General features: G+C 40.1%; 14 protein-coding genes. 9 read left to right on the top strand and 5 right to left on the bottom strand.

Annotated elements, in window-relative coordinates; all coding sequences use genetic code 11:
• The first annotated feature begins 91 nt into the window (after nucleotides 1–91).
• A complete protein-coding gene (locus Q4534_RS11110; protein WP_303613246.1) occupies nucleotides 92–847 on the top strand; it encodes a ScpA family protein in 756 nt (251 codons plus the stop codon).
• Nucleotides 844–1,905, top strand: a complete 1,062-nt coding sequence (locus tag Q4534_RS11115) for a lysylphosphatidylglycerol synthase transmembrane domain-containing protein (protein WP_303613247.1) — start codon at nucleotides 844–846, stop codon at nucleotides 1,903–1,905. Before Q4534_RS11110 ends, Q4534_RS11115 begins: the two co-directional genes overlap by 4 nt.
• Nucleotides 1,906–1,919: 14 nt before the next feature.
• On the opposite strand, the gene Q4534_RS11120 is transcribed toward Q4534_RS11115, so the two are convergent.
• Both Q4534_RS11120 and Q4534_RS11125 read right to left on the bottom strand, forming a co-directional pair.
• The gene (locus Q4534_RS11120; RefSeq protein ID WP_303613248.1) at nucleotides 1,920–3,290 is read right to left on the bottom strand and encodes a glycoside hydrolase family 140 protein; all 1,371 of its coding nucleotides are present in this window, start codon (nucleotides 3,288–3,290) and stop codon (nucleotides 1,920–1,922) included.
• Nucleotides 3,291–3,436: 146 nt separating this feature from the next.
• Nucleotides 3,437–3,853, bottom strand: coding sequence for a nucleoside-diphosphate kinase (locus Q4534_RS11125; protein ID WP_303613249.1), 417 nt, complete (start codon nucleotides 3,851–3,853; stop codon nucleotides 3,437–3,439).
• Nucleotides 3,854–4,034: 181 nt separating this feature from the next.
• Between Q4534_RS11125 and Q4534_RS11130 the strand changes: the two genes are divergently transcribed.
• From Q4534_RS11130 to Q4534_RS11145, 4 genes are read left to right on the top strand one after another with little or no spacing between them, the layout of a single operon-like run.
• Complete coding sequence (locus tag Q4534_RS11130; protein ID WP_303613250.1) at nucleotides 4,035–5,084, top strand: bifunctional oligoribonuclease/PAP phosphatase NrnA; 1,050 nt, start codon at nucleotides 4,035–4,037, stop codon at nucleotides 5,082–5,084.
• Nucleotides 5,068–5,997 (top strand): FKBP-type peptidyl-prolyl cis-trans isomerase, encoded by a 930-nt coding sequence (locus tag Q4534_RS11135; RefSeq protein ID WP_303613251.1) that lies wholly within the window; start codon nucleotides 5,068–5,070, stop codon nucleotides 5,995–5,997. Before Q4534_RS11130 ends, Q4534_RS11135 begins: the two co-directional genes overlap by 17 nt.
• A gap of 47 nt (nucleotides 5,998–6,044) precedes the next feature.
• Complete coding sequence (locus Q4534_RS11140) at nucleotides 6,045–6,593, top strand: FKBP-type peptidyl-prolyl cis-trans isomerase (protein WP_303613252.1); 549 nt, start codon at nucleotides 6,045–6,047, stop codon at nucleotides 6,591–6,593.
• Nucleotides 6,594–6,610: 17 nt separating this feature from the next.
• On the top strand, nucleotides 6,611–7,171 hold the full coding sequence (locus tag Q4534_RS11145; protein WP_303613253.1) for an FKBP-type peptidyl-prolyl cis-trans isomerase: 561 nt from the start codon (nucleotides 6,611–6,613) through the stop codon (nucleotides 7,169–7,171).
• A 72-nt stretch (nucleotides 7,172–7,243) separates the two neighbouring features.
• On the opposite strand, the gene guaB is transcribed toward Q4534_RS11145, so the two are convergent.
• The 3 genes from guaB to Q4534_RS11160 all read right to left on the bottom strand — a co-directional run bounded on the left by guaB (nucleotide 7,244) and on the right by Q4534_RS11160 (nucleotide 10,464).
• Entirely contained in the window at nucleotides 7,244–8,722 is a 1,479-nt protein-coding gene (gene guaB / locus Q4534_RS11150; RefSeq protein ID WP_303613254.1) for an IMP dehydrogenase, read from the bottom strand.
• A gap of 131 nt (nucleotides 8,723–8,853) precedes the next feature.
• Entirely contained in the window at nucleotides 8,854–9,078 is a 225-nt protein-coding gene (locus tag Q4534_RS11155) for a hypothetical protein (protein ID WP_303613255.1), read from the bottom strand.
• Nucleotides 9,079–9,273: 195 nt separating this feature from the next.
• The gene (locus Q4534_RS11160) at nucleotides 9,274–10,464 is read right to left on the bottom strand and encodes an RsmB/NOP family class I SAM-dependent RNA methyltransferase (protein WP_303613256.1); all 1,191 of its coding nucleotides are present in this window, start codon (nucleotides 10,462–10,464) and stop codon (nucleotides 9,274–9,276) included.
• A gap of 72 nt (nucleotides 10,465–10,536) precedes the next feature.
• Between Q4534_RS11160 and Q4534_RS11165 the strand changes: the two genes are divergently transcribed.
• Genes Q4534_RS11165 through prmC form a run of 3 tightly spaced genes read left to right on the top strand, consistent with a single transcriptional unit; the run spans nucleotide 10,537 to nucleotide 12,076 of the window.
• Entirely contained in the window at nucleotides 10,537–10,857 is a 321-nt protein-coding gene (locus Q4534_RS11165; RefSeq protein ID WP_303613257.1) for a hypothetical protein, read from the top strand.
• A complete protein-coding gene (locus Q4534_RS11170; protein WP_303613258.1) occupies nucleotides 10,857–11,234 on the top strand; it encodes a magnesium citrate secondary transporter in 378 nt (125 codons plus the stop codon). Before Q4534_RS11165 ends, Q4534_RS11170 begins: the two co-directional genes overlap by 1 nt.
• A complete protein-coding gene (gene prmC / locus Q4534_RS11175; protein ID WP_303613259.1) occupies nucleotides 11,231–12,076 on the top strand; it encodes a peptide chain release factor N(5)-glutamine methyltransferase in 846 nt (281 codons plus the stop codon). Before Q4534_RS11170 ends, prmC begins: the two co-directional genes overlap by 4 nt.
• Nucleotide 12,077 lies beyond the last annotated feature (1 nt).

A 12,077-nucleotide genomic window follows, 5' to 3' on the forward strand; every position in this document is an offset into this window, starting at 1 on the left:
AAATTATTGACTTGCCTATTGATTTAACAAGATATGTGATATCTTTGAACACAATAAGAAATACAAAAATAACAAAAAATAATCTTATCCAGTGAGTTTCGAAATCAAATTACCTTTATTCGAAGGGCCATTTGACCTTATGCTGTTTTTCATTGAGCGTGATGAACTGGATATATATGATATTCCCATATCTAAAATCACCAATGATTTTCTTGATTATATTCACCATCTGGAAAAAATGGAGATTGAGGTGGCCAGTGAATTTATATTATTTGCAGCCACTTTGATGAAAGTGAAATCGAAAATGCTTCTCCCCAGGCCTGAACTTAATGAAGATGGAGAAGAAATAGATCCCCGGGAAGATCTAATAAAACATTTATTGGAATATAAAAAATACAAGTCCGTAGTTAGCGAACTTGCAAGTATGGAAGAGGAAAGGATGTCCAAATTTGCCAGAGGCAATGTGGTGCAAGAGCTCAAGCAGATCAATCAAATAGATCAGGTGGATGCCGAACTCCAGGACCTTGACCTGTATCGCTTATTAAAAGTGTACCAAAGAGTTTTGACGAAATATGCCCATAGCCAGGATACCACAAAGCATACGGTGATTCAATATCCCTATTCCATAGAACAACAAAAATCATTGGTTTTAGATCGACTGGAAGAAAATCCCAGAATCCCTTTTTCAGACTTTATTGTCCTGAATCCTGATAAAATTTTTATTATCTATACTTTTTTAGCCATTTTAGAGCTCCTTCAGCTTACGCTGGTGACAATAAAAATAGGAGAGGGTTTTAACAATTTCTGGGTAGAACGATTAGAAGCTATACCTGTAGAAAACTTATGAAATTAGACAATAGGGAAGTATTTAAAACCTTAAATCCAAATAAGGTTTGGGTTCCTGTGTTTATTGGGATCGCCATAGTCTTTGCTATGTTTTACATGGATCCGACTGTAAATGCCCAAACTTTAAGAGGAGTTTTTGATGCTTCAATTTGGTCCATATTATTGGCAATGGTTTTTATCGTCCTACGGGATGCCGGCTACGTTTTTCGGATCAGGGAAGTAACCAATAAACACTTGACTTGGTCTAGGGCCATATATGTAATCATTTTGTGGGAATTTGCCTCAGCAGTGACTCCTTCTATTGTAGGGGGAACGGCTGTAGCTGTGTTTATCCTAAATAAAGAAGGCATTCCCCTAGGGAAAGCTTTGGCTTTCACCATGCTGACAGCCATTATGGACAATTTATTCTTTGTCTTAGGTGCGCCCATCATTTTGTTTTTAGCCCAGGGCTATATTTTCCCTGAAAGCAGAGTGCTGGAAATGAGATTGGGCTCAAGCATGGAATACCTGTTTTGGGGAAGTTATACCTTGTACACCATTTATTCAGTATTAATGGCCTTGGCCTTGTTTTACCGTCCAAGGGTATTCAAGTGGATAATGCTCAGGCTATTTTCAATCAAATGGCTTCGAAAATGGAAATATCAGGCCAATAATTATGGGGATCAAATCATTGAGGCTAGCAAAGAACTCAAAGGGAAGAATTTCAAATATTGGCTGATTATTATCCTTACCACCGTTTTCATTTGGTCTTCAAGATACTTAATGCTCAACGCCCTAATATCTGCCTTTGAAACACTTTCGGTTTTCGAACACGTGGTCGTTTTTGCAAGGCAGATTATCATGTGGATCGTAATGATGATCAGCCCAACTCCCGGAAGTAGTGGAACAGCAGAGTTTTTCTTTACACAGTTCTTCAATGAGTTCCTGACCGGTTATACCTTTGTCACCAGTATTCTTTGGCGGATGTTTTCTTATTATCCCTATCTTTTATTAGGGGCCATCTTTTTACCTAGGTGGGTGAGGCAAGTGTTTTTCAAGAAAAAAAGTGAAAATAAGTAAGCAGGGAAGGCCGACTAAATGGCATCCAAAACCATAACCCAATCGTGTCCCTTTCCACCTGAGCTTGGCGCCGTATAAGTAAATGATGGAGAACTGCTGACAAATCCGGCATCAGTCCAAGCACCTGTTCGTGGGTCATACCATGAACACTTCAAGGTTTTGGATTTCATGATGGAAGTGTTTAGGGTGACTGTTTTTCCGGTGGGAATATAGATCATCGCATAACTTCCCTCCTGATCTCTGGTAGCTATTACATAACTTTCATCATCTTCCTGTTTATCAACCACCATGTTCTGATCCGGGATCCTGGTTAAGAAAGGCCTACTCAACATCAAGTTTTTGAGGTGTTGAACTTGTGAAGCCATGGGGAGATCTAAGGCAACTTTCCATGGTCTCAAAGGAAAGTTGATTCCTTCCCGCTCCGGTGTAAACATCTGCCAGACTGCATGACAGCCATAGGACTGACCAAATGCGCCGGCAAAAACATTCCAATACATAATTCTTCGAATATCCTCCGGTATGCTGTGCCCCAATTCCTCCGGCTTAAAACAATTGGGATGATCTTCGTAAAGTGGTTCCCCATCAATGGTGGGTTTAATGGGTATAAGATTATAATCGTGTGTGATCTTTTTATAGGTAGCTTGATTCGGGCAATGGCCCGTTTGGTGCATATTAAAGTCCAGCCACTTGTCTTGATGAAACCAATTGCTTGACCCTCCCGGAGCCGTAGGCTGGGGGTGAAAGGTCATCAGGGTGTTTTCATTGCCTCCGGTCTGGCTGGCAATACCTTTGGCCATTGCACGCCATATATCAATATCTGTGCTGTTCTCTCTTGGGTTTCTATCCCCTCCAATAACCCATATCACATTGGTGAAATCCTTGAATCGGTTACCTATCCACCTACCAAATACTTCCGCATTCTCCACATTAAAAACCTCAGGGCCTACACCCCAACCTTTCTTAAAGACCTTATCTCCCCAAGTCGGCAGCAAGGCAACATATAAGCCTTTAGCCTCTGCCTTTTTCAATACTTTAGCGATATAATCAAAATAGCGAGGATTTGGTTGAGTGGGGTCATTTTCAAATAAAGGGGTCTCTCCAAAGGCATTTGGGCTGTTTAATCCATCAATTTCTGCCAGAGCGACCGCCTGAATTACATTGAACCCTTGTTCTGCTCTTTTATTTAGGTAGTAGTCTATCTCCTCATCATCACATCTATGGAATAACTCCCAAGCTGTATCTGCCATCCAAAAAAAGGGGCTGCCATCTTCAGTAACAAGAAACCTTTGATTGTCAGCGATTTTAATTCTAAGCAAAGACTCTTGGGAAAAACTAGGGATACTAAGGGTTAACAAAAAAAGTAGAGAGGAGAATATTTTTTGCATGGCATATCAAGTTTATCTGTTGCCAATTTAAAAAAAATCCTTTAAGGCTGTGATTTTTAATCTGATGAATCAACAGCAATTGTTAAAAAATCTTAAATTTTTCTATCCCTCTCAGAATCCGAGAGGGATAGAAAACAAAATTCACTTTATTTTTCAAATGCATTAAAAAAGTAGCTTCCTTCAATCTCAGCATTTTCATCAGAGTCGGATCCATGAACAGCATTGGCTTCAATGGAGGTAGCATATAATTTTCTAATGGTGCCTTCCTCAGCATCATCAGGATTGGTAGCACCTATTAATTTTCTAAAATCAGCAATTGCATTGTCTTTTTCTAAAATTGCAGCAATAATGGGCCCTGAAGACATATACTTACACAATGCGCTGTAAAAGGGTCTTTCTTCATGAACTTTGTAAAATTCTCCCGCCAATTCTTCATTCAATTGGGTTTTTTTCAAAGCAATGATTTTGAATCCTGCCTCTTCAATCATTTTTAAGATTGCTCCTGAATTCCCAGCACCGAAGGCATCAGGCTTGATCATTGTAAACGTTCTATTGGTAGCCATAAAATTTTATTTGGATTATTAGTTATGGCTGTAAAATTAATCCTTTTAAGTTAAAGTGCGAAAGTTTAAAACAGATAATAAATAAAGTCTATCTTTCGATAAAATAGGAATTGGGAATTTCAGAAAATTATATGGAACTTTGTCATCTGTGTTTTTTAAATACGGTACTCAATTATTACACATGCAGAATATAAATCTATTTAAAGAACAGATTTCTTCAGCTTCGTCCAAAAAGATTATAATCACAACCCATCATAAACCTGACGCAGATGCGCTTGGATCTTCATTAGCTTTAGCCGGCTATTTAAATAAGAAAAAACACCAAGTAGAAGTAATTACGCCGTCAGATTATCCTGTTTTCCTTCATTGGATGAAAGGGAATGATGAAGTGATAAATTATGAAGACCCTGAAAAGGTTGAGAAAGCTGAAAAATTGATTGCTGAGGCAGATATTATATTCTGCTTGGACTTCTGTTGTCTTAGTCGACTTCAAAAAATGGAAGATTCCGTGCGTCAATCCAAAGCTTATATTGTCAATATAGACCACCATCAGGAACCGGAAGACTTTGCGGATTTCAGCTTTTGCAGCACTGAAGCAGCAGCTACCTGTGAGTTATTGTATGACTTAATGGTAAAGGTAGGGGATAGAGATCTGATTGACAAGGACATTGCTGAATGCCTTTATTCGGGAATCATGACCGATACAGGAGGGTTCAGACATCCCAATACCACCAAAAATGTACATTTAGTAACAGCGGAATTAATCGATCTGGGAGCTGACAACTCCAAGATTGCTCGGTTAATATATGATACTTACTCAGTAAATCGACTAAAATTTTTAGGATTTGCCCTTACCAGAAGGTTGACTATTTTACCGGAACTTAACACTGCTTTTTTTGCTATAAGTAAAAAGGACCTGAGGAAATACCAATCCCAAACCGGAGATACAGAAGGTCTTGTAAATTATGCCCTTTCTTTGGATGGAATTAAAATTGCAGCCTTATTTACAGAAAGGAAAGATGGAGTCAAAATCTCTTTTCGCTCTGCTGAAGACGTATCTGTAAATAAATTTGCAGCCAAATACTTTAATGGAGGAGGGCATAAAAATGCTTCCGGAGGTATTTCAGATGTAAATTTAGAACAAACCGTAGACCGGTTTAAAGAATTAATAAAAGAAAACAAACAAATCTTATTTAATCAATTAGAATTAGTCGATGAAAAAAATCAATAATTTAGTTTTTAGTGCCTTGGTATTGGCATCTAGTTCACTGTTGTACTCTTGTGAGAAGACAGAAACAACCTCGGACGGAATAGAATACCGTTATGTATCACAAGGTGACAAAGAAACCAAAGACGGAGAATTTGTCGTTTACCACTTTACTGCCAAAACCGGAAGTGACTCCTTGTTTATCTCTAGTTATGATCAGCCAATGCCTCCTTATTTGCAACATTTAGATACTGCAACAGCGAGAACAGGCGTTGATGAGATTTTCCTAAATCTTAACAATGGTGACAGTATCGTAATTACTTCTACTGCAGAAAAAATCTTCACTCCCGAGGGCGTGCCTCCATTTTTGGAAAATGACGAAACAGTAACCATACAGATTGGTGTGGTAAATGTATTGGAAGAAGAAGTATTCCAAGACTACTTCAATGATTTGGCTGCCGAAGGACAAAGAAAACAGGCTGAAGAAGCCAAAGTTCAATTGGAAGATGATATCCAATCCATAGAAAGCTATATTTCTGAAAATAATTTGGACGCTGACAAGACAGAATCAGGTGTTTATTACGTCATAGAGAAAGAAGGTTCAGGTGCACAAATAGAACAAGGAGACGAAATCTCTGTAAACTATACCGGTTATGTGCTTGACGGTACTGTATTCGATACCAGTATTGAAAGCAAAGCCAAAGATGCAGGAACCTATACAGAAGGAAGACCTTACGAACCATTTACATTCAGTGTAGGCCAAGGAATGGTTATTCCGGGTTGGGATGAAGGCCTTCAATTGTTAAAAAAGGGTTCAAAAGCCAAGTTATTGATTCCTTCTCCACTAGCCTATGGGCCTAGTCAAAGAGGAGCAGTAATTGTACCTAACTCTATTTTAATATTTGACGTGGAAGTAACTGACGTAAAAAAGCAGTAGTTTATTGAATACCTGCTTTTGCAACTATTATTATATACATACCTACCATGATTAGAAATATTAAGTATCTGGCATTCATGCCTCTTTTCGCTGTTTTACTTTCTTGTGTCTCAGAAGAGGAAAATTTGGACGTGATTTTTCAAGAAGATCTCGATAAAATTGAAACCTATATTCAGAATTTCCCAGATGAATACATGAAAGAGGAAGAAATAGAAGGGACAGGTATTGTACTTTTATTTACGGAAGTAGTAGAAGAAGGTGAAGTAGCAGCTTACGCAGATACTTTGGCTGTGGATTATACCGGTATGTTACTAGACGGCACCGTATTTGACACTTCCATTGAGCAAACGGCAAGGGACAATGGACTCTATAGTGAATCCAGAACCTACGAACCCTATAAACTAGTGCTTGGAGTGTCGCGTGTTATCCAAGGTTGGACCGCTGCACTTTCTCGAATGAAAGAAGGAGAAAAAGCGACAGTACTTATTCCATCTTATTATGGTTATGGAACTCAGGGGGCAGGTTCTATCCCACCAAATTCTGTTTTGGTTTTTGAATTAGACCTGACAGAAAACAGACCTTATCAAGAACCTTAAATATTAATAGCTAAAGGATGCGTACAAATCAATTAATTATTATTTTCTGTCTGGCCATTGTCAGTTTTTCATGTGATGACAACTTGAGTGGCTATGGCTATCCTACCTATGATACGGAAGGAAATTTAGCCATTGACAGGGAAAAAATTGATACCTATTTAGAAACTGCTCAATATGACAGCCTTTATAGGATCCACGATCCTTCGGGAGTGGTGATCATAGTGACAGAGGAAGGAACCGGGTCAAGACCTGTTTCAGGGAATGTGGTTTATACCAATTACACCGGTTATTTGCTGGATGGGACTGTTTTTGACTCCAACCTTGAAGACGTAGCTTTAGAAAATGATATTTACGATGAAGACAGAAATTACGATATTTTTTCTTTCTTCCTTGGGCAAAGTACTTCTAATGGTGGGGCCATTCAGGGCTTTACTTATGGGTTTCAGCGAATTCGAAGTGGGGCTAAAGCTACCATTATCATTCCTTCTCCCTACGCCTACCAAGACAATGAGAGTGTAGCGAGGGTTCCGGCCAACTCAGTATTGGTCTTTGATGTGGACTTTTTAGGAATGGATTAAAACCCCTTTATACATTAAAAAAGGCCGGTGGAAAATTTCCATCGGCCTTTTTTCATTATTGAATATCCCGTATTAAGATTTGGCACTATAGTTCGGTGCTTCTCTTGTTATGTTGATGTCATGTGGATGTGACTCTCTTACTCCGGCAGAAGTAATCTTGACAAATTTTCCTTTTTCCCTAAGGTCATTTATGGTAGCTGTTCCGCAATACCCCATACCTGCCTGCAAGCCTCCTACCATTTGGTACAGCACTTCTGAAACTAGGCCTTTGAAAGCTATTCGTCCCACTATACCTTCAGGTACCAGTTTCTTAATGTTTTCTTCGGCATCTTGGAAATAACGATCTTTGGATCCCGATTCCATGGCCTCTAGAGAGCCCATACCTCGGTAAGATTTAAATTTCCTTCCGTCAAAGATAATTATCTCTCCGGGTGCTTCCTCAGTTCCAGCAAGGATAGAACCAATCATTACTGAAGCAGCTCCGGCAGCCAAGGCTTTTACAATATCTCCGGAATATCGAATTCCTCCATCTGCAATAACAGGAACATCTCTTCCTTTCAAGGCATTTGAACACTCCATGACAGCCGACAGTTGAGGCATACCCACACCGGCAATCACCCGAGTGGTACAAATACTACCGGGCCCAACGCCCACTTTTACTCCATCGGCTCCGGCATCTGCCAAAGCTATAGCGGCTTCTGCAGTGGCGATGTTCCCAACAATCACATCAAGGTCTGGGAATATGGTTTTGATCTTTTTACAAGTCTCAATCACTCCTTTGGAATGGCCATGAGCGGTATCGATACTAATAACATCTACTCCTGCATTTACCAAGGCTCCCACTCTTTGCTCTATATCAGCAGTAACACCTACTGCAGCGCCTACACGTAATCGGCCAAAACTATCCTTACACGCATGAGGTTTATCTCTGCGCTTTAGGATATCCTTATAAGTAATTAAGCCGGTCAACTTATACTCTTCATCCACTATAGGCAGCTTCTCGATTTTATATTCTTGAAGGACTTCTTCTGCCTCTTCTAACGTAATCCCCGCTTTTGCGGTGATTAGGTTTTCCATGGTCATGATCTCCTTGACCGGTCGACTTAGGTCCTTGATAAATCGTAAATCCCTATTGGTGATGATTCCTTTGAGAAACCTGTTCTCATCTACTACAGGAATGCCCCCAATATTGAATTCACTCATTATAGCCTCTGCATCTTTTACTTTGGCATCGATGTCTAAGGTAATGGGATCCAAGATCATTCCACTTTGAGATCTTTTTACCTTTCTTACCTGAGCTGCCTGCTTTTCGATGGTCATGTTTTTGTGAATAAAACCCAGCCCGCCTTCTAAGGCTATGGCAATGGCCAATTCAGCTTCAGTAACAGTGTCCATGGCTGCAGAAACCAATGGAATTTCCAGTTGAATGTTTTTGGTAAGGCGCGTAGAAGTAGAGGTGTCGCGGGGAAGTACCTCGGAATATCCCGGTACTAAAAGCACATCATCATAGGTGAGTGCTTCGAAGAGAAATTTATCTGTGTTTGGATTCATGGCAAATGGTTAAATACCCTATTTGCCCGTCAAAGATACAATGAATTTAACATGCGAATCAATTTTTTTCTAAAAAAAATGTTAAAAAAATTAAATTTGTCTCTGCTAAAAGGAATAATCTTTGGAGGGAGTCATTGTTCCATAACCTTAACTCCCTTGGACAAAGCTGCACTTATGCCCCTCATTCCTCGGTCATTTGGATGAGAAGCCACCGCTTGATTTTCGAATTCTCCAATAGCCATGTTTTCAGGATCTGCGCCTAAGTCACTAATATCAACCACCTTCCATAAATTTTTATTGGCAGCATGTATCAATTGTTCATTCACAAGGGGTCTTGACAAGAAAGTAGTCCTCACAATATTTTTTGTTTTCTCCCCTCCAAGAGAAAAGGCAAATTCCTATTTGAAATTTCCCAAATTGGCATTCCAACCTATAGAGGAATCCGGTGGGTGGATGGTGATACTGTTGCCCTTCACCAATAATTTTTGTGAGAAAAGTGGTTACATGAACCTAAACTATTGCTAAAATTAGCCCTAGTAATAATGAGCGCATTACTTTTTCTTTCTCAATTTGGCAATATAAAAACCATCAAAGCCACTTTCATGGGAAAGCACCTGGGTCTCTTCCATGAGTTCAAATTTTTGCCCATTTTCACTGCTTAGAAAAGCCTCCACTTGCTTGTGATTTTCGGAGGGAAGAATACTACAAGTAGCGTAGATCATGATTCCACCCGGTTTGAGCATAGAGGGATATTGAAACAGGATCTCTTTCTGTAAGGCTTCTACTTTTGCTATGGATGCCGGATTGAGCTTCCACTTGGTATCAGGATTTCTCTTCAAAACTCCCAAGCCTGAACAAGGAACGTCTAACAACAAACGGTCTGCACTTTCATGAAGCCTTTTAATGGTTTTGTTACTCTCTATGGCTTTGGTTTCCATTATTGAAATTCCGGCTCTTCTGGCTCTCAATTTGGCATTTTTTAACTTCCAGGCTTCTGTATCCATGGCCAAAATCCTGCCTTTGTTTTGCATCAAGGCCGCCAAATGTAAGGCTTTACCTCCTGCACCTGAACAGGCATCGATCACCCTCATACCCGGCTCCACTTCCAAAGCTGCTGCTACCATTTGCGAAGAAGCATCCTGTACCTCAAATAGCCCCTCTTTAAATAGTGGTGTCCGGAACACATTCTTGCGCTTTAGCAAAACCAAAGCATCAGGATATTCTTTTGGAACATATGCTTTTACTTCCAGTTCCTCAAGTTTATTTTTGAGCTCTGTCCGCTGTGTCTTAAGTGTATTGGCACGCAATACCACCTGCGCTTGTTCATTTAGACTGGCCAATTCGGGCTCCCAATTGTCACCCAATTGCGCAGCTCCCATTTCATCTAACCAATCCGGTATAGACTGCAATACGGCTCGGTTTGCTATTTTAGACCTGTGCTGCCTGATTTTCTCTCCATTGATACCTTTGAACTCTCTCCAATCGGGCAAGACCCTGTCATGCAATACCCAATAGGTACCGAACCAGTGATAATAATCATTCGAAGGACTTAGTTTCTCAATCAACCTTTTCCATCGAACGATCTCATAAACACTTTCTGCAATAAATGCCCGGTCTCTGGCCCCCCATTTAGGATTAGATCGCAAAACTTTTTCTATTACTTTGTCAGCGTAATGGTTATTGTCAAATATTTCTTCCAACGCTTTGACCACTGCGTTAACTGTATTTGGAAAGAGCTTCATATAGGCATTTTTAATTTAACCACAAATATAGAAAATATGTACGGGGAATATGCCCAAGAAGTATAAGAGGAGTTGGCAGAAGATGGATATTTTGGTATTTTTGCCGCTATGGGAGAAAAAAAATGCCCAAATTGTGGAAAATGGACTGAATGGAATCAAAACCTGACTGATACCTGCGAACATTGCGGTGAAATACTCGGAAAGGAAGAATTGGCATTCGAAGAAAAAAGAGCTGCTCAAAAGAAAGTCAATGAAGAACAGTGGATTTTCTACATCAAGGAAAGCGACAGTGCATTTGTAAAGAAATCCAAAATAGTAGGTAATTTCTTTTATAGCCTTTATATCACCATTATCACAATAATTGCTTGGCTGATAGCTGCCTTGCCCGGATAATGTCGGTGCTCAAAAATCCCTTCTTCTGGTTTCCATGTATACTATTCTGGGCCAATCAATACCTTGAAAAGATTCAAGGCCTGTTTTTGCCATTTTTGCACAGTTACTTGGATGACCTCCTTGCCATACCGGTGGTCCTTGGCATTACCTTACAAGCGTTTAGATGGGTGCATCAAAACCATACACAACTGATCTTCTCCAAAAAGCAAATTATCATTGGCCTGGTATACTTTGGCCTGTTATTCGAAGGGTTACTGCCCGCTTGGTCTTCTGTGTATGTTCGAGACCCCTTGGATTTGGTCTGTTATGCTATCGGGGCAATTTATTTTTGGTTTTTCATCAATAACAAAGGGATCGGTAACCCAATTAAGAAATGAATTTAAGAGACGTATACAAGGCCTATGTAAGCCAATTAACCTCCCTTTATCCGGATACTGAAGTACGCAGTCTGGTGATGTGGCTTTTCGAAGCCTATTTGTCTGTGGACCGAATAGATGTATTAAATAATAAACCCATTCCTTTAGTTCCTGAAAACTTAGAAAATGCCATGGCCAAATTAATGGCTGGTGAACCCATACAATACATATTGGCAAAAGCACCGTTTTATGGAAGAGAATTTAGGGTTGGCCCCGGTGTACTGATTCCCAGAAATGAGACCGAAGAACTGGTCCAACTGATTCTACAAAACCACAAAGGAAAAATGAAAGTCCTTGACCTTGGGACAGGCTCTGGTTGCATTGCCATATCCTTGGCGCTGGAATGGGCAGAAGCGGAGGTATCGGCCCTAGACATCAGTGAGCAAGCTTTGGCCATCGCCAAACACAATGCAGCAAAACATGGATCAAAGCTCAATTTTATCAAAGCAGATGTTTTGAATAAAGATTTGCATTTGGATCAATATGACCTTATGGTCAGCAACCCTCCCTATGTGTTGGAAAAAGAACGTGCCTTGATGCAAGCCAATGTGCTGAAACATGAGCCTGAATTGGCTTTGTTTGTACCCAATGAGGACCCCTTGCGCTTTTACAAAGCCATATGCCTTCATGCCAAAGAATCTCTCAACCCTAATGGCTTCCTGTATTTTGAAATCAATGAAGCTTTTGGCCCGGAAGTCGTTTCCATGATGAACAGCGAAGGCTTTGGAGAAGTCCGGCTAATCCGGGACATCAACGGAAAGGATCGCATCGTATATGGCCAAGTCCGGCAAACGGTACCTTAAA

This window comes from Cyclobacterium sp. 1_MG-2023 (genome assembly GCF_030546805.1).
Taxonomy (GTDB): Bacteria; Bacteroidota; Bacteroidia; order Cytophagales; family Cyclobacteriaceae; genus Cyclobacterium.